General features: G+C 64.0%; 21 protein-coding genes. 7 read left to right on the top strand and 14 right to left on the bottom strand.

The genetic code is table 11. The features are described 5' to 3' along the window. Window positions 1-60: 60 nt before the first annotated feature. The 14 genes from mdcH to pilG form a co-directional block, all read right to left on the bottom strand. On the bottom strand, window positions 61-960 hold the full coding sequence (gene mdcH / locus BFP93_RS00470; protein WP_065891560.1) for a malonate decarboxylase subunit epsilon: 900 nt from the start codon (window positions 958-960) through the stop codon (window positions 61-63). Continuing rightward, a complete protein-coding gene (locus BFP93_RS00475) occupies window positions 957-1553 on the bottom strand; it encodes a malonate decarboxylase holo-ACP synthase (RefSeq protein WP_065891561.1) in 597 nt (198 codons plus the stop codon). Before BFP93_RS00475 ends, mdcH begins: the two co-directional genes overlap by 4 nt. Next, window positions 1547-2317 carry a biotin-independent malonate decarboxylase subunit gamma gene (gene mdcE / locus BFP93_RS00480; protein WP_065891562.1) on the bottom strand — a complete coding sequence of 257 codons (771 nt, stop codon included), beginning with the start codon at window positions 2315-2317 and terminating at the stop codon, window positions 1547-1549. Before mdcE ends, BFP93_RS00475 begins: the two co-directional genes overlap by 7 nt. Further along, window positions 2314-3156 (bottom strand): biotin-independent malonate decarboxylase subunit beta, encoded by an 843-nt coding sequence (locus tag BFP93_RS00485; protein ID WP_065891563.1) that lies wholly within the window; start codon window positions 3154-3156, stop codon window positions 2314-2316. The genes mdcE and BFP93_RS00485 overlap by 4 nt, the downstream gene beginning before the upstream one ends. Next, window positions 3149-3448, bottom strand: coding sequence for a malonate decarboxylase subunit delta (locus tag BFP93_RS00490; protein ID WP_065891564.1), 300 nt, complete (start codon window positions 3446-3448; stop codon window positions 3149-3151). Before BFP93_RS00490 ends, BFP93_RS00485 begins: the two co-directional genes overlap by 8 nt. Then, a complete protein-coding gene (locus tag BFP93_RS00495; RefSeq protein ID WP_065891565.1) occupies window positions 3448-4281 on the bottom strand; it encodes a triphosphoribosyl-dephospho-CoA synthase in 834 nt (277 codons plus the stop codon). Before BFP93_RS00495 ends, BFP93_RS00490 begins: the two co-directional genes overlap by 1 nt. Continuing rightward, window positions 4282-5952, bottom strand: a complete 1671-nt coding sequence (mdcA, locus tag BFP93_RS00500; RefSeq protein WP_065885368.1) for a malonate decarboxylase subunit alpha — start codon at window positions 5950-5952, stop codon at window positions 4282-4284. It lies immediately after the preceding gene. Between the two features lie 268 nt (window positions 5953-6220). Continuing rightward, window positions 6221-6460, bottom strand: a complete 240-nt coding sequence (locus BFP93_RS00505) for a DUF6124 family protein (RefSeq protein WP_065885367.1) — start codon at window positions 6458-6460, stop codon at window positions 6221-6223. A gap of 466 nt (window positions 6461-6926) precedes the next feature. Further along, complete coding sequence (locus tag BFP93_RS00510; protein ID WP_065891566.1) at window positions 6927-7382, bottom strand: chemotaxis protein CheW; 456 nt, start codon at window positions 7380-7382, stop codon at window positions 6927-6929. Beyond that, complete coding sequence (locus BFP93_RS00515; RefSeq protein WP_065891567.1) at window positions 7375-13188, bottom strand: Hpt domain-containing protein; 5814 nt, start codon at window positions 13186-13188, stop codon at window positions 7375-7377. Before BFP93_RS00515 ends, BFP93_RS00510 begins: the two co-directional genes overlap by 8 nt. Before the next feature lie 178 nt (window positions 13189-13366). Next, on the bottom strand, window positions 13367-15418 hold the full coding sequence (locus BFP93_RS00520; protein ID WP_065891568.1) for a methyl-accepting chemotaxis protein: 2052 nt from the start codon (window positions 15416-15418) through the stop codon (window positions 13367-13369). Continuing rightward, on the bottom strand, window positions 15415-15939 hold the full coding sequence (locus tag BFP93_RS00525) for a chemotaxis protein CheW (RefSeq protein WP_065885362.1): 525 nt from the start codon (window positions 15937-15939) through the stop codon (window positions 15415-15417). Before BFP93_RS00525 ends, BFP93_RS00520 begins: the two co-directional genes overlap by 4 nt. Window positions 15940-15951: 12 nt before the next feature. Beyond that, window positions 15952-16317, bottom strand: coding sequence for a twitching motility response regulator PilH (pilH, locus tag BFP93_RS00530; protein ID WP_065891569.1), 366 nt, complete (start codon window positions 16315-16317; stop codon window positions 15952-15954). Window positions 16318-16362: 45 nt separating this feature from the next. Further along, window positions 16363-16770 carry a twitching motility response regulator PilG gene (gene pilG, locus BFP93_RS00535; RefSeq protein ID WP_065885361.1) on the bottom strand — a complete coding sequence of 136 codons (408 nt, stop codon included), beginning with the start codon at window positions 16768-16770 and terminating at the stop codon, window positions 16363-16365. A 238-nt stretch (window positions 16771-17008) separates the two neighbouring features. Between pilG and gshB the strand changes: the two genes are divergently transcribed. The 7 genes from gshB to BFP93_RS00570 all read left to right on the top strand — a co-directional run bounded on the left by gshB (window position 17009) and on the right by BFP93_RS00570 (window position 23096). Further along, complete coding sequence (gene gshB / locus BFP93_RS00540) at window positions 17009-17962, top strand: glutathione synthase (protein WP_065885360.1); 954 nt, start codon at window positions 17009-17011, stop codon at window positions 17960-17962. Window positions 17963-18039: 77 nt separating this feature from the next. Further along, complete coding sequence (locus BFP93_RS00545; protein ID WP_065885359.1) at window positions 18040-18945, top strand: energy transducer TonB; 906 nt, start codon at window positions 18040-18042, stop codon at window positions 18943-18945. Window positions 18946-19138: 193 nt separating this feature from the next. Continuing rightward, a complete protein-coding gene (locus BFP93_RS00550) occupies window positions 19139-19708 on the top strand; it encodes a YqgE/AlgH family protein (RefSeq protein ID WP_065891570.1) in 570 nt (189 codons plus the stop codon). Further along, window positions 19708-20145, top strand: coding sequence for a Holliday junction resolvase RuvX (ruvX, locus tag BFP93_RS00555; RefSeq protein WP_003195067.1), 438 nt, complete (start codon window positions 19708-19710; stop codon window positions 20143-20145). The genes BFP93_RS00550 and ruvX overlap by 1 nt, the downstream gene beginning before the upstream one ends. Before the next feature lie 147 nt (window positions 20146-20292). Further along, window positions 20293-20799 carry a bifunctional pyr operon transcriptional regulator/uracil phosphoribosyltransferase PyrR gene (gene pyrR / locus BFP93_RS00560; protein WP_065891571.1) on the top strand — a complete coding sequence of 169 codons (507 nt, stop codon included), beginning with the start codon at window positions 20293-20295 and terminating at the stop codon, window positions 20797-20799. A 24-nt stretch (window positions 20800-20823) separates the two neighbouring features. Continuing rightward, window positions 20824-21828, top strand: a complete 1005-nt coding sequence (locus tag BFP93_RS00565; protein ID WP_057723520.1) for an aspartate carbamoyltransferase catalytic subunit — start codon at window positions 20824-20826, stop codon at window positions 21826-21828. Continuing rightward, window positions 21825-23096: a dihydroorotase gene (locus BFP93_RS00570; protein ID WP_065891572.1), complete on the top strand. Its 1272-nt coding sequence runs from the start codon at window positions 21825-21827 to the stop codon at window positions 23094-23096. The genes BFP93_RS00565 and BFP93_RS00570 overlap by 4 nt, the downstream gene beginning before the upstream one ends. Window positions 23097-23134: the final 38 nt, after the last annotated feature.

Raw genomic sequence — 23134 nt, forward strand, 5'->3', positions numbered from 1 at the left:
GTCCTCAAAGTGCTCGATCGAAATTGTTGTTGTTGTGCTTCGAAAGCCTTGGGTCGTGCTTTATCGGTGGCGGCGCTCCTCCTCTTGCAGCAGGGCCTGCAAGGTATCCAGGCGCGCGCCCTCGCAGGCGATCACCGTGCCTTGTTCGAAGACGCGGCGGGAAAGGCCGGTGAGCACCGCGCCCGGTGGCAGTTCGATCTGCAGACGCACACCACGCTCGTAGGCGCTTTGCACGGTGCCGCGCCAGTCGACGACGCGGCACATGTTGAAGGCCAGGTCATCGCGCAGGTGCTCAGGGTTGTGGATAGGCCGCGCGCGGGTGCTGCTCAGGTAAGTGATGCGCGGCGCCTTGAGCGGGACGAAGGCCTGGGCGAGGACCCTGGCCGGTGCGTCCAGCAAGGCGCAATGGGACGGCACGCTGACCGCCAGGCGCCTGGCGATGCCGTTGCCCTTGATGCGTTCTGCGACACGCTGCATCGCCGCGTCGCTGCCGGCAATGACCGTCTGGTTATCGGCATTGATATTGGCCAGGTACACCGGGGTCTGTGGGCTGTGGATTTCGGCGAGCAATGTTTCCACTGTGGATAACTGCGGGCCGATGATCGCGGTCATCCCGTAGCCCTGTGGATAAGCGCTTTGCATCAGTTCGCCGCGCAGGCTGACGAGTTTGATGGCATCGGCAAAGTCCATTGCGCCGGCGATAACAGCAGCGGGATAGGCGCCGATGGACAGGCCCGCCACATAGTCCGGTGTGTGATTCAACAGTCGCGCATGCGCCACGCCAGCCATCAACAGGCAAAGCTGGACGGCGCGCGTCGATTCAAGGGCCTGTGCCGAATCGAGCCGGCGCACGTCTTCACCGAGGGCAGCGCTGGCCTCGTCAAGGACGTCGACGGGCAGCGACTGGAGCATCCCGACTCGCTGGGCGCCCTGCCCCGGAAAGACCAGCAAGCTGCTCATGCCACCGCCTGCCAGGGGTCGACGACAAGGTGCGCCCCGTTGGCCGTTTTCAGCAGCACCCGGCGTGACGCGCCCGCCCATTCACGCAAGGCGACAGCGCCGACGGGGGTTTGCAGTTGCAGGTCGACGGCGCACGGTGCGCTATCGAGCATCGCCAGTAACGCGTGCGCCTGGTCACGCTCGAGCGGCTCGGGGGTGCGCAGGATCAAATCCAGATCGCTCGCGGCATGCAACGCTTCGATGCCGCTGGCCAATTCGAATCCGGCACTGCCGCTGACGCCCCAGTCGTTATGCGCCAACAGCGGCCGCAGTTGATCAAGTGCCCGCAGCGCCGGCACATCCCTTGGCGAGGTCACGTCCCGCAGGGCTTCGGGGGCCACACGCCGTTGTACCGCAGCAATCGGCATCTGCGCGGCAAACCGCTGCTCACGTAAACGTCCCCGTACACCGACCGCCACATGGCCCGGCGCGATGACGGCGCGGCGCACCACCACCGGGTGGCCGGCGCTGAGCGCATCCACCACCCAGCCGGGCGCATCGGCGGGCAGATGGGCCGGGGTCATGCCCCAGAGCAAGTCGTGAGCGTTCACCATTGCTCCCGCAGCAGCTGACGCACGTGGCTGGACGCCGCACGATTGGACGCCCCCAGGCGCCCGCTCAGATCGGCGGTATCGATATCCTTGATCGCATTCACCAGGCAATCGCTGACCTGCGCCACGTCGTCTGCCGTGGGTTGTTCAATCTGGCTGACCGTCAGCGTCTCCCAGAGCAGCCCAAGGCTGGCATAACTGTCGATGTCATACGCCATCGGCGGCACGCTGGCGGCCAGGGCCTCGAGTTCTTCGACGCTGCGCAGGGTGACCCGCGCCGCCGAGGCCTTGCCCATGGCATGCACCATCACGCCAGGGTCGCGCAGGGCAATCAGGCGATTGGCCTGGTAACCGTGAGCGAGGAACGCGCCGGACATGGCCTTGCCCACCAGCAGCGCAATCACCGGGTGACCGGCGAGACGGGCACGGGCGTAGCTGTCGGCGGCAGCGGCCAGGGCTTGATGGATGCCGAGGGCTTCTTCGCGACGACCGTAGGCTTGGCTGGGTACATCGACGATGGCGATCAGCGGGCGTTTGTCACCCCTGGCGATAGCGTCGTCGACGGCCTTGGCGAGCCCCCAGCCCTCCAGCAAACCGACTTCGCCATTGCGCGCGCGCGGGAAGCGGTTGTTCGGGTCGGTGACCACGGCGAGAAAACGCACGCTCTGGCCGTTCAACTGGCCATCGGCGATCCTGAGCGAGTCAGGCAAGCCTTGCACCCGCGTCGCGCCGGCGCTTAGCGCGTTAAACCACTGCAAACCTCTCATGGGCGTTCTCCCTGATACAGCGCGCGCACCGTCGCCGGCTCGATTTGCGCTGTCGTATCCAGTTCGGCCAGGCGCGCCAGATAAAAATCAGCGCGGCGGCTACGCTGTTGTTCGGGCGCGCCTTGCTGCAACAGCGCGCTGACGGTCTGCTGGATCTGCGCCACATCGTCCGCCACATAACGGTCGGCCAACCCACTGTTGAAGCGCTGTTCGCCGCCCGTAAGGCTCCAGATAAACGGCCGGTCGCGGGAGTCGTATTCGTCCAACCCGGCTTCCTGCTCGATCACCTGCGGGCCATTCAAGCCCAGGCGCGCTTCACGGGTGACCACCAGATAGCTGCACAACCCTGCGGCGATGGACATGCCGCCGAAGCAGCCGACACTGCCCGCCACCACGCCGATTACCGGCTGGTACTGGCGCAGGTCGACAATCGCCGCGTGGATATCGGCAATGGCGGCCAGACCCAGGTTGGCTTCCTGCAGGCGTACGCCGCCGGTTTCCAGCAGCAGCACGGCGCGGGTCGGGATGCCGTTGCGGTTATCTTCAGCGGCCAGTTCCAGCGCTCCGGCGATTTTCGCGCCGCCGACTTCACCGAGGCTGCCGCCCTGGAAGTTACCTTCGATGGCGGCAATCACTACCGGCAGACCGGCAACGCTGCCTTTGGCGATGACCACCCCGTCATCCGCCTGGGGCACCACGCCCTGGCGGCTGAGCCACGGCGACATGACACGTTGAAAGGGGTCGATCAGCTCGCGAAAGGTGCCGGCATCCAGCAACGCCTTGGCGCGCTGCCGAGCACCGAGTTCAACGAAGCTGTGTTTGTTGAGCCAATCAGTCATGGCCGATCTCCTCGAAGCCTTGCTCCAGGCGCAAACGCACCACACCGGGTGTGGCGCCAAAATCGTGGATATCAATGTTCAAGGCCGGTGGCATCTGCTCCTGGAAGATGCGTTCGAACAGGTGCTGCCAACGTTGCTCGGCGCCATTGACCGAGGTTTGTACCTGGATGGTCAGCGTGCCGGCGGTGCCCGGTTCCAGCAGCACTTCAAGGTCGCCGGAGCCGACGCACCCCACCAGCGCACGGCCTTTTGGCGGCTGCCCGGCGGGGAATTCAAAGGATAAAGTCTCCATCACAACGCTCCGTCGAGGCGGTCGATAAACAGGCAGGCGGCCAACAGGTCGGCGGCGCCGCCGGGGGAGGCATTCAGGGCCAGCAGTTGTTGGTCCAGCGCGTGCAGTTGGCGGCGGCCGGCCAGGGTTGCGCTGCCGCCGGCGTCCAGCACGGCCTGGGCGCCCTGTTGCAGGGTGGTCAGGCCTGCGTAGCCGGCGCGGTAGAGCACGCAGGTGTCGGCCAGTTCGGTCATGATCGCGAGCAAGGCATCCAGGCGCGCGTTCTGTTCTCCGGCATTTTGCCGGCGGCTCTTGTGCAATTGCGGCAGGCCACGCTGCGTCACCGAGGGGAAGCCCAACTGCGCTTCTTCGCGGGCACCGCGAGCGCCGTAACGTTGGGCGACCAGGGCGCCGTGGCTCAGGGTTTGTGGCGCATGTCGGTCGTTGAGCAAGGCTAATCTGGCCGCATTCAGCGTAACGGCGCCAGGGTCCAGGGCCGCTGCGGCGGTGAGCAGACCGAGCGCCCAGATCGCACCGCGATGAGTATTTACGCCATTGGTGGTAATGAGCATCGCTTGCTCGCCTTCGCGGCCAATACGGCCGAGGGCTTCGCGCAGAGGCAGGCCGATTTCGCCGATTTCAAGCGCGGCCTCGGCCATTTCCTTGAACATCGGCCACAGCGACAGCGCCGAGGCGTGCATCAAGCCCAGGTGCAGATCGGTGTGGGCGCCGTTGCCTCGCCGGTCTACCAGGGCGGGCTTGGGCGACAAATCCGCTTCGTCGATCAGCGCATCGACCGCCCTATCCGCCAGGCGATCGGCCAGGCTCACTTCATGCAGTTTGAGGGCGCGCATCTACCAACTCCTGAATTTGGCGGGTGGGTTGTACAGGCCGCCGGACCAGTCCACCAGGTCGGCCACGCTCTTGGCGGCCAACAGCTCGCGGGTGGCATCGGTGCGACGAATGCCCAGGTCTTCGGGCAGCGCAATCAAGCCTTCGCGGCGCATGCGGGCGGTGTCCTTGGGGTTGTGGCGCATACCGATGGCGGTGACTCCGGCGACGGCAGCGATCATTGCCTGGCGTTCTTCCAGGGAACGGGCCTTGTACAGGTAGGCGATGCCTTCTTCGGTGAGCAGGTGGGTGACGTCGTCGCCGTAGATCATGATCGGCGCCAGGGGCATGCCGCTTTTGCGCGCCACTTCCACCGCGTCGAGGGTGTCGACGAAGGTGGGTTTGCCGCCTTCCTGGAAGGTCTCGACCATTTGCACGACGAGTTTTTTGCCACGTTCGAGCAAGGCTTCGGGCGCATCATCGTGGCGCATGTCCAGCCAGGCCGGTGTGCCGTGGCGGCGACCGCGTGGGTCGTGGCCCATGTTCGGCGCGCCGCCGAAACCGGCGAGGCGGCCACGGGTCACGGTGCTGGAATGGCCATCGCCATCCACTTGCAGGGTGGCGCCGATAAACAGGTCCACCGCGTACTGGCCGGCCAGTTGGCAGAACATGCGGTTGGAGCGCATCGAGCCGTCGCGGCCGGTGAAGAACACATCCGGGCGTGCGGCGATGTAGTTTTCCATGCCCAGTTCAGTGCCGAAGCAATGCACGCTTTGCACCCAGCCGCTTTCAATCGCCGGGATCAGCGTGGGGTGCGGGTTGAGGGTCCAGTTGCGGCAGATCTTGCCCTTCAGGCCCAGGGATTCGCCGTAGGTGGGCAGGATCAGTTCGATGGCGGCGGTGTTGAAGCCGATGCCGTGGTTGAGCGATTGCACATTGTGTTTTTCGTAGATGCCACGGATCGCCATCATCGCCATCAGCACGTGTACCGGCTTGATGTGACGCGGATCACGGGTGAACAGCGGCTCGATATAGAACGGCTTGTCGGCCACCACCACGAAATCCACCCAACTGGCGGGGATGTCCACGCGCGGCAAGTCGGTGACGTCGTCCACCAATTGGTTGACCTGCACGATCACGATGCCATCGCTGAAGGCAGCGGGTTCGATCAGCGCGGGGGTGTCTTCGGTGCTGGCGCCGGTGTAAATGTTGCCGGCGCGGTCGGCCATGAAGCCGGCCGAGAGCACCACGTTGGGAATCAGGTCCACCACCAGGCGCGCATAGAGTTCGATGTAGGTATGGATCGCGCCGATTTCCAGCAGGCCGTCTTCCAGCAACTGGCTGATGCGCAGGGATTGGGTGCCGGCGAAGGAGAAATCCAGCTTGCGTGCGATGCCTTTTTCAAACAGATCCAGGTGCTCGGAACGGCCGACACTGGGCATGATCATGTGCAAATCGTGGAGCTTGGCCGGGTCGGCCTTGGCCAGGGAACGCGAGAGGAAGTCGGCCTGCTTCTGGTTGTTGCCTTCCAGTACCACGCGGTCGCCGGGAAGGATCAAGGCTTCAAGGGCCTCGACGATCTTGTCACTGGGCAACACCGCCCCGTCTGCATACTGTTTGACCAGCCCGAGCCGCCGCTGCTTCTCGTCGCGCCGCCGCGTCCAGCGCGAGTCGGGGGTGATGGTTGTTGTCATGGTTGCTCCACGGGGGGTTGCTGTCGTGGGGCTTTACCTTAGGAGTGATTCGGAAGGCCATCAATCAAGCCCGACGACGGATCATTACGGTGGGAGTAATGAAACTCAAAATGTGGGAGGGGGCTTGCCCCCGATTGCGGTGGGTCAGCTAATAGATATGTGGCTGATACAGCGCTATCGGGGGCAAGCCCCCTCCCACATTTGCTCAGTGGCGCCTGTTAGATAGCGGTCCCAATCAAAGACCGATCAGTCCCTATTTGGGACCGCTTTAAAATTCCGGCGAAGGACTGACTTGCTCCAGCGCTCTATCGACCAGCAACTGACCCAACTCTGCCATCTGCTGAATTCCAAGCATGATGGCGCGCTGGGAGGTGTCCAGATCGAAGGCCAGGGTGCAGGTAAGCGCGTTGAGGGAGGACAGGGTTTCGCTGGCGTTGACCAGCAGGGTTTCGGTGTTTTGGTGAGGGTTTACGGTGAAGAGGGGTGGATTGGGGGTAGGTTTGATCATGATTGACAGCTCCGATATGTGATGGAAACTGCCCTCTTCCGCTTGCACGCGAATGAAGGTGGCAGCTGTGCGCAGGTGTGCAAGACCGGGCATATCGGACCCCGGCAGATCCCGAAGAATCTCCCACGCACAGCCGCCATAACGAGTACAGCAGGCATAAAAAACGCCCGTTGAATGGCTATGGGCGTTGGTGCGCCGACATGTAACCGGACTTGCACGTCCGTGTCACCGTTTTTTGCGATGACGGGACGAAGACTAGGCGTGGGGACTTCTCACGACAAGTTCATGCATGGCCCAAAATCTTGCAGGAAAAATCCGAAGCCCCAGCCACACTGATCGTTCCCACGCTCTGCGTGGGAATGCCGCCTGGGACGCTCCGCGTCCCGCCAGTCAGCATACGGGCGACGCAGAGCGTCACGGGATGCATTCCCACGCGGAGCGTGGGAACGATCGGTCTTCGTAGGGCTCAGGCCAGGCCGGACTCGGCCAGCAGCGCTTCAAGCCCCATCAGGTCCGGCACCTTCGCCACATGCTCGCCCACCTGCACCGCCGCCAGTTCCAGCGGGCACAGCGGTACGTCCACGTAGCTCAATTCGCTGTCGAGTTTGTACGAGCGCGGAATGCCCTGGATCACCACTGCGATGAACTTAAGCGTCGGCCGCCCGCCCAAGGCGTTCAACACCACGATCCTGGAGCGTTCGCCGGTCACGCTGGCTTCGCCGCACACGGCTTCGAAGCTGATCAAGGGTATGTGCCGATCCCGCCAGGTGACTTGGCGCAGGTACCACGGCGGTGCATCGCTGGCCGGTTCGCCGCGCTGGAAGTCGATCAGTTCGGCCACCGCGACATTCGGCAGGATCAGGTGACGATCAGCCAACGGCAGCAACAGCCCGGTGAGTTGGCTCGCGCGGTGGTCAAGCATGGGACTTGCTCCAGTAAGCGATGCTCTCGAGCAATACCGACTCCTGGTACGGCTTGCCGAGGTAGTCGTTGACGCCGATGGCCATGGCGCGGTCGCGGTGTTTCTGGCCGGTGCGCGAGGTGATCATGATGATCGGCAGGCGCATCAGGCGCGGGTCGTTGCGCACCTGGATCGCCACTTCAAAACCGTCCATGCGCGGCATTTCGATGTCGAGCAGCATCAGGTCCGGGGTGTGTTCTTCGAGCAGGGCGAGGGCGTCGATGCCGTCCTTGGCGGTCAGCACGTTCATGCCGTTGCGCTCCAGCAGGCGGCTGGTGACTTTGCGCACGGTGACCGAATCGTCCACCACCAGCACCAGCAGCGGGCGCTTTTTCAGCGGGTCGTTGAGGGTCAGTGGCGTGTCCACCGACTGCGCCGGCAACGCCGGTGGTCGCGCGCGGATGTGCGCCAACAGGTCGATAATCAGCACCACGCGCCCATCGCCCAGGATCGTCGCGCCGGACAAGCCCTGCACCCCGGCAAACTGCGGCCCCAGGCCCTTGACCACGATCTCGCGCGTCCCTGCCATGGCATCCACATGCACCGCCACATGCCGCTCGTTGCACTGCATCAGCAACACCGGCACCGGCTGGTACTGGCCGAGCAGCTTGGGACGACTGACGGTGTGCAACAGGTCGCCGAGGTAAAACAGTTCGTAGCGTTGGCCGGCGTATTCATAGCGCGGCGGGTCCTGCTGGTAGTGCCCGGCCAATTCATGGGGCAGCACACGCACCAGGCCCTCAATGGTATTGAGCGCAATCGCGTATTGATCGTCCGCGCATTGCACCATCAGGGCCCGATTGACCGACACGGTAAACGGCAGACGAATCCTGAAATGCACGCCCACGCCCGGGATCGAGTCGATCACCATCGAGCCACCGAGCTGGCGCACTTCCTCATGCACCACGTCCATGCCCACGCCGCGTCCGGAAATCTGGGTGATCTTTTCCGCCGTGGAAAACCCCGGTTGCAGGATGAACTGCAGCACGTCGCGGTCGCTGATCTCTTGATCGGGGTCGAGCAGGCCGCGCTTGATCGCCTTGCGGCGCACGGCTTCAAGGGGCACACCGGCGCCGTCGTCGCGCATGTCGAAGACGATATCGCCGCCTTCGTGGGTCAGGTCCAAGGTGATGCGGCCCTTCTCTGGCTTGCCCGCCTGCAGGCGCACCTCGCGGGACTCAAGACCATGGTCGACGGCGTTGCGCAGCATGTGTTCCAACGGCGCCGCCATACGCTCCAGCACGTTGCGGTCCATCTCGCCCTCGGCATTGCCGATCACGAATTCCACGTCCTTGCCCAGCTCATCGGCCACCTGGCGCACGATGCGCTTGAGGCGCGGCAGCATGCGCTCGAACGGCACCATGCGCGTGCGCATCAGGCCTTCCTGCAATTGGGTGTTGATGCGCGCCTGTTGCTGCAACAGGTCGTGGGCGTCCTGGTTGCGGCGCTCGAGGGTTTCCTTGAGGTCGAGCAAGTCGGAGGCGGATTCGGACAGCGCGCGGGACAATTGCTGCAATTGCGAATGGCGGTCCATTTCCAGCGGGTCGAACTCTTCGTAGCCCAGGCGCTCGGCCTCGGCCTGCTGGCGACTGAAAAGACCGCTCTGGGTTTCGCTGTCGAGGCGGCGCAGTTGATCGCGCATGCGCTCGATGGTGGTTTCCACCTCTGTGAGCGCGGTGCGCGCATCGTTGACCTGCTGCTCGATACGGCCACGGAAGATCGAGGTTTCGCCGGCCAGGTTGACCAGGTCGTCGAGCAGTTCGGCGGAGATCTTCACCATGTCGGCAGCCGGATCGACCACCGTCTCCGCCTTACCCGCCGGCAACGCCACCGGTACCACCAGCTCTTCGCCCGGGTGCACCAGGCTCTTGATGCGCTCGATCAGCTTGTCCACCGAGCCCACCGGCAAGCCGCCCGCCACGGCGTCGATCATCTGCGCCAGGCGGTCATGGCAACCCTGCAACAGCGCGAACAGTTCGGGCGACGGCGCCAGCAGCCCGGCGGACAGCCCTTCGTAGAGAAACTCCAGCTCGTGGGCCAGGTCGCCAATCGGGCCGATCTCGACCATGCGTGCGCCACCCTTGAGGGTGTGCAGGTCACGCAGCAGGGTTTCGACCTCCTGGCGGTTGCCGGGCTCGGCCTGCCAGCGCAGCAATGCACTGCCTGAACTGTCGAGAATATCGGCAGCTTCCTCGAGGAAAATATCCAGCAGCTCGGGGTCGGCGCCCGAGGGTTGCGGCGCTGCAACCGGGGCCGTCGGCAGACTGCTCTGGCGCAGTTCGCGCAACCTGGCGACCAGCTCGACACTGTCGCTTAAAGGCTGCTGCCCGTGCAGCTCGTCCAGTTGCAAGGCCAGGCGTTCATGACTGGCCATCAGTGCCTGGGACAGCTCGGTGGAGTAGCTGTAGCGACGGTCCACCAGGCCTTCATAAACGCATTCCAGCTCCTGGGCCAGATCGCCCACCGCGTCGATTTCGGCCATGCGCGCGCCGCCCTTGAGGGTGTGCAAGTCGCGCTGCAACGAGGACAACGGCGCCATGCCCTCGGGCTCCAGCAACCAGCGCTTGAGGGACTGCCCGGCGCTGTCGAGGATATCCACGGCCTCTTCAAGGAAGATGTCGACGATCTCGTCGTCCATCGCGGTGTGCCGGCTCAGTTGCTCGGTCGCGGCGCCCAGCTCGGCGATGCTCGGGGCGCGGTTGCCGTCACGTGTGATCAGGCCGGTGGCGGACGGATCGAGGGCGTCATCGAGCAATTCGCGCAGGGCCTGGACCCGTGCCGGCGCCGGGCTGATTTCCTGCCCGGCTGCCAGTTGGTCGAGCATGGTGATCAACGCTTCATGGGCCTGCTCGGCCTCATGGAAAAACCGTTCGCTGACCGCCAGGCTGCTCTCTTCCACCGCGCCATACAGGTCGAGCAAGGCTTCGCACAGTTGATCGATAGGGTGCAGGTCGGCGAGGTGCGCGCCCTCGCCCAGGGTGGTCAGTTCGTCCAGCAGCGCGGTGAGCTCCTGGCGCTCGCCGGGGTGTTGCTGCCAGCGACGCAGCAGGCTTTCGGCGTCGAGCAGGATGTCCATGCCCCGGGCCAGGAAGTTGGTGATCAGGTGCGGATCGCGCTTGACGTGCGGGCCGGTGCTGGGGCCGTTGAGCAGTGCTTCAAGCTGTTGGTCCAACAGGCTTTGGGTGCGCTTGATCAAGTCCGCCGCGCCCTTGATTGGCGCCAGGGGATGGCTGTCCAGTTCACGCAGCCCGCGCTGGAACACGCTTTCGGCTTCCAGCAGCAACTCGACTTCATCCAGGTCCAGCGGCAGGCGATGGGCCTTGTATTCGCGGGTCAGGTGGTCGAGGGGACGCGCCAGTTCGGCCATCGGCAACACGCCGGCCATGTAGGCGCTGCCCTTGAGGGTGTGCAGGGCGCGTTGCAGTTCATCACTGACCTGCAACGGCATGTGTTCGGCGGCCTGTTGCAGGAAGTGGTTGAGGCTGTCCAGATGGCTCTGGGCTTCGTTGCGGAAAATCTCCAGCAGCATCGGGTCGTGCGGCTCGACAACCGCTACCTGGGCGCCGCTGGCGCACCCGTGGGCGCGGGCAGCGAGGGCGTCGACCTCATCGCGCTGACGCTGTTGGCCGGTGGCGAAGTCGGCGATCAGCTCCGGCAGCAGCGCCACCGCCTCATCCAGCACCTGCCGCACCTCGGGACCGATCGCCACGCTGCGCTCCAGCACGCGGTTGAGCAGGTTTTCCACGGCCCAGGCCAGTTCGGCCACGACCAGGGCGCGGACCATGCGACCGCTGCCTTTCAAGGTGTGGAAGGCACGGCGCATTTCGCCCTGGGCGGTTTTGTCCGCGCAGTCGGGCAAGTAACGGTGCAGCACCTGAAGGACTTCATCGGTCTCTTCGAGGAAGACTTCACGCAACTCGTCGTCAATCGGCGCTTCATCGCGGGGAGGCGGCAGCAGACTGCCCGGACGTTGCAGCGCCGGCGGATTGAGACGCGAGGTGGGGCTGGCCAGCGCATCGAACCGGGATTGGCTTGGCGCGGTGTCGCCGGACAAGACACCCTCGGGTGCAGCCAATGCCTGACGCCAGGGTTTTTCCTGCGGCAGGTAGCCCAGCTCGCTCAGGGCCTGAGTGGCCAGTTCCAGGACTTTTTCGCCCGCAGCGTCGGGGTCCTGGAGCATGCGTTCCAGGTAGTACTCAAGGCTGCTGATCACGTCGGCAAAGCGCGCCAACTGCGCCTCAGCGGGCGCGGTGTCATTGACCATCAACTGCTCATCAACATAATCGGTACACCCGCGCATCAAGCTCGCCGCGCGGGGCAGTGGAATCATCGCCAGGGCGCCGCGCACCTGGCTCAACAGCTCAGGCAGGGATTCCAGGCGCTGGCGGTCCCAGTCGGCCTCGATGCAGTCGATCACCAATTCCTTGGCCTGGCGCAGGCACTGACAGGATTCGCGGATCACCAATTGGTGGATCTGGGTCAGGTCGGTGGTCGGCAGGCGGCTGTCTTCACGGCTTTGCGGTTCGACGGTGCCGACCATTCCGGCCAGCGTGGCCTCGACGTAGAGCAACGCCCCGGCGACGTCCATCAATACGGCGTCACTGGGTTCGCGTTGCCCCTGGACCAGGCTCAATACCACGGCAAGCTGGTCGATGATGACTTTGCGCGGCTGGCCGAAACCGAGCACCGCCAGGGTGTCGGCGATCTGCCGCAGCGGTGCCAGCAGCGGGTCAAGGTCCTGGGAATGCTGGCGGTCGCTGCGCACGAACAGATCGAGGCGCTCCTTGACCCGTACCAGCTCTTCGCACAATGCGCCGAGTACCGAGCCCATGGCGTTGCGGTCCGGCCCGGCCAGGCGCGCGCGCTCGGCATCGACCACGGCACTGTCGGGCAAGGCCTCATCCAGACCGTAGCGTTCCTTGAGACTTTGCATGCGCGGCGTCGGCCGAGTGACTTTGGCGACGTAGAACAGCAGGCTCTTGAGCAATTCATCCGGCGCCGGCTGGTTGATCCCGCCGATGCCCTGCGCCAGCAGGCGCTTGAGTTGCTTGCCGCTGGCCTTGAGCAGGCTGCGCAGTGCCGGGCTGTTGGCGATCACACCCGTCAGCATGCCTTCGACCAGCGCCGAGGCGACCTGCCACAGCGGCAACAACGGCGCGCCCTGGCACAGCGCTTCCAGGCGCGCGAAGACCCGCGCCATGTCTTCCAGGTTGCTCGGCCCGTGGTCCTCGCGCAGCAACCCGGCCAGGGCCTGTTGCAGCAGCGCGTGCCATTGGCGCAGTTGCGGGTGAAGGTCCGGCGGTGTGCGTTGGGCCAGTGCCTCGTCGGGCAGCGCCGCGATGGTCAACAACTGCGGGCTGAACAGGCTGGTCTCCGACAGCAGGCTTTCACCGCGGGCGCTGCGCAGGTCGTTGAGCAGCGGCAACACCACCAGCGGCAGGTCGCGACGGGCGCTGTGCACGCGGTCCAGGTACAGCGGCAATTGGCCGAGGGCCTGTTGCAGCAGGCGGATACCTTCGTCGCGCTGGCCGACGTGCCCGGCCTGCAGCGCCAGGGCCAGGGCTTCGATCTCTTCAGCCAGCAGCGCCGCGCCGTAGAACTCGACCATCTGCAGCGCGCCATGTACCTGGTGGATACCGGCCAGGCACGCCTCAATGGCGTCGCCGGTTTCAACGTAAACGTCCAGCGCCGAACGGGCCTGCTTCAGGGTTTCGGCAATATCGCCCTTGACCCATTCGAGGGCCACGTAGTCGTGCCGATCAACCATAACTGCTCCGCTTGGAATTCATGGGTTGCTGGTGTTCTTGAAACACATGGAGATTAAGTGTGGGAGGGGGCTTGCCCCCGATAGCGGTGTGTCAGGCGACCCACTTATTGACTGTCAGACCGTTATCGGGGGCAAGCCCCCTCCCACATTTGGACTGTGGTGATTTTTGGAGCTCATTTCACTCTTCGACCTGCTTGGGCGGCGGGAGCGTGAACCCCGACACCGACCGACGCAACTGGCTGGCCATTTTCGCCAGGTTACCAATGCTTTCGGCGGTCGCCGTGGAACCCGACGACGTCTGCGTGGTGATCTGCTGAATCACATTCATCGTCAGCGAAATCTGCCCCGCCGACGAGGTCTGTTGCTGCGCCGCATTGGAAATGCTCTGGATCAGCGCCGCCAGGGTTTTCGACACGCCCTCGATCTCTTCCAGCGCCACCCCGGCGTCCTGGGCCAGCCGCGCACCGCGCACCACTTCGGTGGTGGTCTGCTCCATGGAGATGACCGCTTCGTTGGTGTCGGCCTGGATCGCCCGCACCAGGGTTTCGATCTGCCGGGTGGCAGCCGAGGAGCGCTCGGCCAGCCGTTGCACTTCATCAGCCACCACCGCAAAACCGCGCCCGGCATCGCCGGCCATGCTCGCCTGGATTGCCGCGTTCAGGGCAAGGATGTTGGTCTGGTCGGCGATGTCGTCGATCAGGCTGACGATGTCGCCAATCTCCTGGGACGATTCACCCAGGCGCTTGATGCGCTTGGCGGTGTCCTGGATCTGCTCGCGGATGTTGTCCATGCCGTGGATGGTGTTGTGCACCACCTCGTTGCCCTTGTTGGCAATCTCTACCGAACGCTCCGCCACCGCCGAGGACTCGGCGGCGTTGGCCGACACCTGGTCGATGGACTGGGCCATCTGGTTGATCGCGGTGGAGGCTTCGGCGATCTGCTGGGCCTGATGCTCCGAGGCCTGGGCCAGGTGCATGGCGGTGGCCTGGGTGTCCTGCACTGCGCCGGCGACTTGCCCGGCGGTGAGGTTGATCGTGGCCACCAGGTCGCGCAGTTGGTCCACCGAATAGTTGATCGAGTCGGCAATGGTGCCGGTGAAGTCTTCGGTGACCGAGGCCGTGACGGTCAGGTCGCCGTCGGCCAGGTCTTCGATTTCGTCCAGCAGGCGCATGATCGCGTTCTGGTTGCGCTCGTTCTTTTCGGCGGTTTCGCGCAGCTGGCGGTTGGTCTCGCGCACCATTACCAGGCCGATCAGGATGATCGAGGCCAGCGCCAGCAGCCCCAGCGCATAGCCGCCGAGGGTATCCAGGCTGCGCCCGCCGGCCAGGTTCTCGAAACCGGTGGCCAGGTGCGAGGCTTCATCGAGCAGGGTTTGCGACAGGTTGAAAATATTGCTCGCCGACGCGCGTACCTGAAACAACTGCGGCGAGGTTTCGAGGATTTCATCCACGGAGCCCGAGACGAATTCGAACAGTTCGGCAATTTCCCCCAGCCGCGCGCGGGCGTCAGGGTCTTCGACCTGGGTGATGCGCAGGCCGGGGTTGCCGTTGAGCATGCCATTGAGCACCACGCCAAAACGATTGGCGTCGCGACCAAAGGCATCGGCGGCCTGCACGGCGGTTTCGTCGCCGGCGAGCACGGTATTGACCGCACCCAGGATGCGCTCGGCCAGCAGTGACTGGCGCTGGGCCAGCGCCACCTGGCTCGCGGGGGCGCCGCGCTGGAGCAGGATGTCGACGACTTTTTCCGACTCTATCTGCAACTGCGGCACGGTTTCGGCGAGGGTGGCGGCCACCTGGTGCAACGACAGGACGGTCTGTTCGCTGGCCAAAATGGCGTCGGTGTTTTTCAGCAGGGCTTCCCAGTCGGTCTGCACCGCGCGCATCTCGGCGCGTACGGCAGTGGGCGCGGCCGGCAGGCCGGTTTGCGGGTCGCCTTTTTTCAGGTAGCCCCAGCGCTGGGCAAAGTCGTTGCGCGCCTCGCCCAGCAGCTTGAACGCGGCCGCCTTGCCGGCGGCGGCTTCGGTGGCGTTCTTGGCGATGCGCTGGGACAGCACCCGCAGTTCGCCCGCGTGGCCGATGTACTGTTTGTCGTAGGTGGACTGGGTGTTGAGGTACGCGAAGTTGGCGAACAACAGCATGATGAACACGATCAGTGCGATAAACAGCACGATGATCTGCGAGCGGCTGCGCGAGGCCGCCTGGGGCTTGGGCGGGGTCACGGTGCTCATGCGGCCACATCCATGAAGCCTGGAGCCTGGGCCAGGGCGAAGGGGCTGAAGACCTGCCACTGCGGGTCGCCATCGAACTGGCCCTGGATAAACGGCGCGCCGGAGGCGGTACTCGCCATCCACGCGTCGAGTGCAAAATGTTGCATGCCCACCACCTCGTCCACCAGCAACCCGACAAACAGATCGTTGTATTCCACCACCAGCACCCGCCGCTGCTTGCGCGCCTTGGACAGTTCCCGGCCGAGAAACCCGCCCAAGTCCATCACCGGCAACAAGCGCCCGCGCAGGTTGGCCACGCCCTTGACCCAAGGCTTTACTCCAGGCATCAGGGTGCAGCGCGGCTCATGCAACACCTCGGCGACTTCGCCCATGGGCGCCACATACCAGTGCTGCCCCAGGCGAAAGCCGATCCCGCTCCAGCGTTGCAGGCGGGTTTCCTGGGACGGCAGGTCGGCGGCCAGCAGGCGGCAGCGGCGGTCAATGTCCAGCAGCAGCTCAAAGGCGGTTTGCGACTCGGTCATGATGGCGTGCCGTCAACCGGCCAGCACCTTGTTCAGCGTGGAGATCAGGGTTTCTTCGTCCACCGGCTTGGTCAGGTAATCCTTGGCACCCTGGCGCGCGCCCCAGATCTTGTCGGTTTCCTGGTCCTTGGTGGTGATGATGATGATCGGGATGCCGTTGGTTTCCGGCTCCTTGGACAACTGGCGCGTGGCCTGGAAGCCATTGAGGCCCGGCATCACGATGTCCATCAACACTGCGTCGGGCTTTTCCTGGCGGGCCAGGGCCACGCCGTCCGCGCCATTTTCGGCCTTCAAGACCTGGTGGCCATGCTTTTCCAGCATGCCGGTCAGTTTGTACATTTCAGTCGGCGAATCGTCGACGATCAGAACACGTGCCATGGTTTTCCCCACTACATTGGTCGGCGCCGGCCCTCGGGGGCGGCGTCAGTGTGCTTGTTCTACTGCGGCGAAGGCAGGCACATAGGCCTTGATCGCACCCAGCAGTTCTTCCTTGCTGAAAGGCTTGGTCAAAAACTGATCGACCCCCACGGTACGCCCCTTGGCCTTGTCGAACAGGCCGTCTCTGGAGGACAGCATGATCACCGGGATCGACTTGAACGCCGGGTTGTTCTTCACCAGCGCACAGGTCTGGTAGCCATCCAGGCGCGGCATCATGATGTCGACAAAGATAATGTGCGGGTGATGATCCACGATTCGCGCCAGGGCATCGAAACCGTCGATGGCCGTGATGACCTCGCACCCCACGTTCTTCAACAGCGTCTCGGCGGTGCGGCGGATCGTTTTCGAATCGTCGATCACCATCACTCTCAAGGCGTTGGAATGCTGTTCCATAGTTGCTCTACCATCGCCACAGCGAATCGGTTTTCGGTGTGTACTGCCTGATGTGTCACAGGATGAGCCCCGCAGGCCTTGGAATTCAAGGGCTGCTGCGCTGTGGCAGTCTTTTTAGCACAGTCTCCGGGCGCAATCTATCGAGGCACTCGCCTGGTGGTTTTTCCTTGACCCGCAACAGCCGCAGCGCCACTCTGACGCCACTTTTATGCGCCCTATTTGCCAGAGGAAATAACCCATGAGCGTTCGCGTCGGCATTGTCATGGACCCTATTGCCAGCATCTCCTATAAAAAGGACAGCTCGCTGGCCATGCTCCTGGCCGCCCAGGCCCGCGGCTGGAGCCTGTTCTATATGGAACAGCGCGACCTTTACCAGGGCGACGGCGAGGCCCGTGCGCGGATGCGTCCGTTGCAGGTATTCGCCAACCCCGAGAAGTGGTTCGAGCTGCAGGATGAAATCGACAGCCCCCTGAGCGATCTGGACGTGATCCTGATGCGCAAGGACCCGCCGTTCGACATGGAATTCGTGTATTCCACCTACCTGCTGGAGCAGGCCGAGCGCGCCGGGGTGTTGATCGTCAACAAGCCGCAAAGCCTGCGCGACTGCAATGAAAAACTGTTCGCCACCCTCTTCCCGCAGTGCACGCCGCCGACCGTGGTCAGCCGCCGCGCCGACGTGCTGCGTGAATTCGCTGCCAAACATGGCGATGTGATCCTCAAGCCGCTGGACGGCATGGGCGGCACCTCGATCTTCCGTCACCGCGCGGGCGATCCGAACCTGTCGGTGATCCTGGAAACCCTGACCGCGCTGGGCACCCAGCAGATCATGGGCCAGGCCTACCTGCCGGCGATCAAGGACGGCGACAAGCGCATCCTGATGATCGACGGCGAGCCGGTGGATTACTGCCTGGCGCGCATCCCGGCGGCCGGCGAGACCCGTGGCAACCTGGCCGCCGGTGGCCGTGGTGAAGCGCGACCGCTGTCGGACAAGGATCGCTGGATCGCCGCCCAAGTCGGCCCGACCCTTCGCGAAAAAGGCCTGCTGTTTGTAGGACTTGACGTAATCGGTGAGAACCTCACCGAAATCAACGTCACCAGTCCGACCTGTATTCGCGAGATTGATCACGCATTTGGCACGAACATCGGCGAAATGCTGATGGCGGCCATTGAGCGCAAGCTACAAGCCAAGTGACATAGAACAGCCGGACACACACCAACATTGCGTTATCATGCGCCACCTGTGAAACGCGCGATGTTGGTTTTTTTGTCATGACGCTCCCGTCCGATCTGCCCCCCGAACTCTCCCACAGCGGCGTGCGCCCGGCTGATCGGCTCGGATTTACCCTGTTCCTGGCGGCGCTGGTTCACCTTGCACTGATTCTCGGCGTGGGTTTCACCTTGGTCGAACCCAAACAGATCACCAAGACCCTGGAAATCACGCTCGCCACCTTCAAGAGCGATAAAAAGCCCGAGAAGGCCGACTTTCTCGCCCAGGAAAACCAGCAAGGCAGCGGCACCCTCGACAAGAAAGCCGTGCCCAAGACCACCGAAGTGGCGCCGTTCCAGGACAACAAGGTCAACAAAGTCACCCCGCCACCGGCCGCCAGGCCGGAAGTCAAACAGGCGACGCCCAAGGCTGCCGTGACCACCGTCGCGCCCAAGCCGCAAAAAGCCCCGACCCAGCGCGAAAAGACCAAAACCGAGCCCAACCCCGAGCCCGTCAAGCCTGCGCCGACATTCGACAGCTCGACGCTGTCCGACGAAATTTCCAGCCTGGAAGCCGAACTGGCCCACGAACAACAGCTCTACGCCAAACGCCCGCGCATCTACCGCTTGAACGCCGCCTCGACCATGCGCGACAAAGGTGCCTGGTATAAGGATGAATGGCGCAAGAAGGTCGAGCGCATCGGCAACCTCAACTATCCGGAAGAGGCACGCCGCCAGCAGATCTACGGCAATTTGCGCCTGCTGGTGTCGATCAACCGCGACGGTTCGCTCTATGAAGTGCAGGTGCTGGAGTCATCCGGCCAGCCCCTGCTGGATCAGGCCGCCCAGCGCATCGTGCGCCTGGCCGCACCCTTTGCGCCCTTTACCGGCGACTTGAACGACGTGGACCGCCTGGAAATCATCCGTACCTGGAAATTCGCCAGGGGCGATCGGCTGTCCAGCAACTGACTCTGGCACTTTCCTTCACTGTAGGAGCTAGCTTGCTCGCGAAAAACGCATAGGCGGCGCGGACTACCTGATAGCACTGCGTCATCGTTAACGACCTTCGCGAGCAAGCTCGCTCCTACAGAAAAGCAGACGGCGCTCTATTCGGGTCACGCTCAGCTTGTCAGTTCGCCCCTCCAACGCCACACTAGCGGACATGAAAAATGTCAGCCCGACCTACCTCAAGCACCATTTCCTGATCGCCATGCCCCACATGGCCGACCCGAACTTTGCGCAGACCTTGACCTACATCGTCGAGCACACGGCCAATGGTGCCATGGGGTTGGTGGTGAACCGCCCGCAGGAGCTGAACCTGGCCGATATCCTCGAGCAACTGCGCCCGGAAATCGACCCTCCCGCCAGTTGCCAGGGCGTGCCGATCTATATCGGCGGGCCGGTGCAGACCGATCGCGGTTTCGTGTTGCACCCCACCGGGCCGAAATTCCAGGCCACGGTGGACCTTGAGGGCGTATCCCTGTCCACATCCCAGGACGTGTTGTTCGCGATTGCCGACGGCGTCGGCCCTGAACAAAGTGTGATCACCCTGGGATACGCCGGTTGGGAAGCCGGGCAACTGGAGGCCGAACTGGCCAGCAATGCCTGGCTGACCTGCCCTTTCGACGCCGACATCCTGTTCAACACCGCCAGCGAACTGCGCCTGGAAGCCGCCGCCGCCAAGCTGCGGGTCAACCTCAGCCTGTTGACCAGCCAGGCGGGGCACGCCTGATGGCCTTGCGTCTGATCCTCGGCTTTGACTACGGCACCAAGCAGATCGGCGTGGCGGTCGGCCAGGTCATCACCGGCCAGGCCCGCGAGCTGTGCACATTGAAGGCCCAGAACGGCGTGCCGGACTGGAACCAGGTCGAAGCGCTGATCAAGGAATGGAAGCCCGATGCAGTGGTGGTCGGCCTGCCCTTGAACATGGACGGCACCCCCAGCGACATGTGCTTGCGCGCCGAAAAATTCGCCCGCCGCCTCAACGGCCGCTACAACCTGCCCTTCTATACCCACGATGAACGCCTGACCACCTTTGAAGCCAAGGGCGAGCGACGCGACCGTGGCGGACAGAAAGGCAGCTACCGCGACAACCCTGTGGATGCCATCGCCGCCGCCCTGTTGTTGCAGGGCTGGCTGGATGAAAACACCGCTTTATTTGAATCCTGACTGACGCGGCTTGTTGCTATGCCGCTTTTGTAGGAGCGAGCTTGCTCGCGAAGAACTCACAGGCACCGCGTATATCCAGGCTTCACGCGTTATCGTTGAGGTTTTTCGCGAGCAAGCTCGCTCCTGCACACTTAATGAGGAGCCACCATGAGCCTGCCCAATCCCGCCGAACTGATCAGTCAGATGGCGTTACGCCTCAACGCGCACCTGGAACACCGTGGCATCAGCGAGCCGCGCTTCATTGGCATCCGCACCGGCGGTGTGTGGGTGGCCCAGGCCTTGCTGGAAGCGCTGGGCAGTGATTCGCCCCTGGGTACGCTGGATGTGTCCTTCTACCGTGACGATTTCAGCCAGAACGGCCTGCACCCGCAAGTGCAACCCTCGGCGCTGCCGTTCGAGGTCGAAGGCCAGCACCTGGTGCTGATCGACGACGTGCTGATGAGCGGTCGTACCATCCGCGCGGCCATGAATGAGCTGTTCGACTACGGCCGCCCGGCCAGTATCACGCTGGTATGCCTGCTGGACCTGGACGCCGGCGAATTGCCGATCAGCCCGGATGTGGTCGGCGCGACACTGTCCCTGGAAGCCCACCAGCGGGTAAAATTGTCCGGTCCCACGCCGCTCGAACTCGAACTGCAAGACCTTGCCCTTTAAACCGCCTTGTACAGAGTCCCCGCGATGACGCCTCTAGATGCCAAGCGCCCGCTGCAGCTCAATGCTCAGGGCCAGTTGCAACACTTCCTGTCCCTCGATGGTTTGCCCCGCGAACTGCTCACCGAAATCCTCGACACCGCCGACTCGTTCCTCGAAGTCGGTGGCCGGGCGGTGAAGAAGGTCCCGCTGCTGCGCGGCAAGACCATCTGCAACGTGTTCTTCGAGAACTCCACGCGCACCCGCACCACCTTTGAACTGGCGGCCCAGCGGCTGTCGGCTGACGTGATCACGCTGAACGTGTCCACCTCGTCGGCCAGCAAAGGCGAAACCCTGCTCGACACCCTGCGCAACCTGGAAGCCATGGCCGCCGACATGTTCGTGGTGCGCCACGGTGACTCCGGCGCCGCGCACTTCATCGCCGAACACGTGTGCCCGAATGTGGCAATCATCAACGGCGGCGACGGTCGCCACGCCCACCCGACCCAGGGCATGCTCGACATGCTCACCATCCGTCGGCACAAGGGCGGCTTTGAAAACCTCTCGGTGGCCATCGTCGGTGACATCCTGCACTCGCGGGTTGCGCGCTCGAACATGCTGGCCCTCAAAGCCCTGGGCTGCCCGGACATCCGCGTGATCGCCCCGAAAACCCTGCTGCCCATCGGCATCGAGCAGTACGGCGTGAAGGTCTACACCAACATGGCAGAAGGCCTCAAGGATGTGGACGTGGTGATCATGCTGCGCCTGCAACGCGAACGCATGGCCGGCGGCCTGCTGCCGAGCGAGGGCGAATTCTATCGCCTGTTCGGCCTGACCACCGCGCGCCTGGCCGGCGCCAAGCCGGATGCCATCGTGATGCACCCGGGCCCGATCAACCGAGGGGTGGAAATCGAATCGGCGGTCGCCGACGGCCCGCAATCGGTGATTCTCAATCAGGTGACCTACGGCATCGCCATCCGCATGGCCGTGCTGTCCATGGCCATGAGCGGGCAAACCGCGCAACGTCAATTCGAGCAGGAGAACGCCCAGTGAAGCTCAGCATTCTCGGCGCCCGAGTCATCGATCCGGCCAGCGGCCTGGATCAAGTCACCGACCTTCACCTGGACGCCGGCAAGATTATCGCCATCGGTGCCGCGCCCGCAGGCTTCAGCGCAGTCGAAAGCATCGACGCCAAAGGCCTGGTCGCCGCGCCTGGGCTGGTGGACCTCAACGTCGCCCTGCGCGAGCCGGGCTACAGTCGCAAAGGCAACATCACCAGCGAAACCCGCGCCGCCGCCGCCGGTGGCGTGACCAGCCTGTGCTGCCCGCCGAACACCAAGCCAGTCCTGGACACCTCGGCGGTCACCGAGCTGATCCTCGACCGCGCCCGTGAAGCGGGCAACTGCAAAGTGTTCCCTGTGGGCGCGCTGAGCAAAGGCCTGGAGGGCGAGCAGTTGGCTGAGCTGATCGCCTTGCGCGACGCCGGTTGCGTGGCGTTCAGCAACGGCCTGGAGAGCTTTCGCAGCACGCGCACCCTGTGCCGGGCCCTGGAATACGCGGCCACGTTCGACCTGACGGTGATCTTTCATTCCCAGGACCGCGACCTGGCTGAAGGCGGCCTGGCCCATGAAGGCGCGGTGGCCAGCTTCCTCGGCTTGCCGGGCATCCCGGAAACCGCAGAAACCGTGGCCCTGGCCCGTGACCTGTTGCTGGTGGAACAAAGCGGCGTACGCGCGCATTTCAGCCAGTTGACCAGTGCCCGCGGCGTCGCGCTGATCGCCCAGGCCCAGGCCCGTGGCTTGCCGGTGACGGCGGACGTGGCGTTGTACCAGTTGATCCTGACCGATGAGGCGCTGATTGACTTCTCCAGCCTGTACCACGTGCAACCGCCGCTGCGTACCCTGGCCGACCGTGAAGGTTTGCGTGCGGCGGTGAAGTCAGGCGTGGTCTCGGCGATCTCCAGCCATCACCAGCCCCACGAGCGCGATGCCAAGCTGGCGCCGTTCGGTGCCACCGAGCCCGGTATCAGCAGCGTCGAGTTGCTGCTGCCGCTGGCAATGACCCTGGTGGAGGATGGCCTGCTGGACCTGCCTACGCTGCTGGCACGCCTGAGCGCCGGCCCGGCCGAGGCCTTGCGCCTGCCGGCGGGTAAGTTGGCGGTGGGTTCGGCGGCGGATCTGGTGCTGTTCGACCCGGCCAGCTCCACGGTTGCCGGGGAACACTGGCTGTCCAGGGGCGAAAACTGCCCGTTCATTGGTCACAGCCTGCCGGCCACGGTGCGCTACACCTTGATGGATGGGCGGATCAGCTACCAGGCTTGAAACAAATTTCAAGTGGGCTCAGTAAATGTGGGAGGGGG

Source organism: Pseudomonas sp. 44 R 15, from assembly GCF_900004965.1.
In the GTDB taxonomy this organism is placed as follows: domain Bacteria; phylum Pseudomonadota; class Gammaproteobacteria; order Pseudomonadales; family Pseudomonadaceae; genus Aquipseudomonas; species Aquipseudomonas orientalis_A.

What these genes read in the sequence shown, in the direction of transcription:
- mdcH (WP_065891560.1), bottom strand. Translation starts at nt 960, where the DNA reads ATGAGCAGCTTGCTGGTCTTTCCGGGGCAGGGCGCCCAGCGAGTCGGG.
- BFP93_RS00475 (WP_065891561.1), bottom strand. Translation starts at nt 1,553, where the DNA reads ATGGTGAACGCTCACGACTTGCTCTGGGGCATGACCCCGGCCCATCTG.
- mdcE (WP_065891562.1), bottom strand. Translation starts at nt 2,317, where the DNA reads ATGAGAGGTTTGCAGTGGTTTAACGCGCTAAGCGCCGGCGCGACGCGG.
- BFP93_RS00485 (WP_065891563.1), bottom strand. Translation starts at nt 3,156, where the DNA reads ATGACTGATTGGCTCAACAAACACAGCTTCGTTGAACTCGGTGCTCGG.
- BFP93_RS00490 (WP_065891564.1), bottom strand. Translation starts at nt 3,448, where the DNA reads ATGGAGACTTTATCCTTTGAATTCCCCGCCGGGCAGCCGCCAAAAGGC.
- BFP93_RS00495 (WP_065891565.1), bottom strand. Translation starts at nt 4,281, where the DNA reads ATGCGCGCCCTCAAACTGCATGAAGTGAGCCTGGCCGATCGCCTGGCG.
- mdcA (WP_065885368.1), bottom strand. Translation starts at nt 5,952, where the DNA reads ATGACAACAACCATCACCCCCGACTCGCGCTGGACGCGGCGGCGCGAC.
- BFP93_RS00505 (WP_065885367.1), bottom strand. Translation starts at nt 6,460, where the DNA reads ATGATCAAACCTACCCCCAATCCACCCCTCTTCACCGTAAACCCTCAC.
- BFP93_RS00510 (WP_065891566.1), bottom strand. Translation starts at nt 7,382, where the DNA reads ATGCTTGACCACCGCGCGAGCCAACTCACCGGGCTGTTGCTGCCGTTG.
- BFP93_RS00515 (WP_065891567.1), bottom strand. Translation starts at nt 13,188, where the DNA reads ATGGTTGATCGGCACGACTACGTGGCCCTCGAATGGGTCAAGGGCGAT.
- BFP93_RS00520 (WP_065891568.1), bottom strand. Translation starts at nt 15,418, where the DNA reads ATGAGCACCGTGACCCCGCCCAAGCCCCAGGCGGCCTCGCGCAGCCGC.
- BFP93_RS00525 (WP_065885362.1), bottom strand. Translation starts at nt 15,939, where the DNA reads ATGACCGAGTCGCAAACCGCCTTTGAGCTGCTGCTGGACATTGACCGC.
- pilH (WP_065891569.1), bottom strand. Translation starts at nt 16,317, where the DNA reads ATGGCACGTGTTCTGATCGTCGACGATTCGCCGACTGAAATGTACAAA.
- pilG (WP_065885361.1), bottom strand. Translation starts at nt 16,770, where the DNA reads ATGGAACAGCATTCCAACGCCTTGAGAGTGATGGTGATCGACGATTCG.
- gshB (WP_065885360.1), top strand. Translation starts at nt 17,009, where the DNA reads ATGAGCGTTCGCGTCGGCATTGTCATGGACCCTATTGCCAGCATCTCC.
- BFP93_RS00545 (WP_065885359.1), top strand. Translation starts at nt 18,040, where the DNA reads ATGACGCTCCCGTCCGATCTGCCCCCCGAACTCTCCCACAGCGGCGTG.
- BFP93_RS00550 (WP_065891570.1), top strand. Translation starts at nt 19,139, where the DNA reads ATGAAAAATGTCAGCCCGACCTACCTCAAGCACCATTTCCTGATCGCC.
- ruvX (WP_003195067.1), top strand. Translation starts at nt 19,708, where the DNA reads ATGGCCTTGCGTCTGATCCTCGGCTTTGACTACGGCACCAAGCAGATC.
- pyrR (WP_065891571.1), top strand. Translation starts at nt 20,293, where the DNA reads ATGAGCCTGCCCAATCCCGCCGAACTGATCAGTCAGATGGCGTTACGC.
- BFP93_RS00565 (WP_057723520.1), top strand. Translation starts at nt 20,824, where the DNA reads ATGACGCCTCTAGATGCCAAGCGCCCGCTGCAGCTCAATGCTCAGGGC.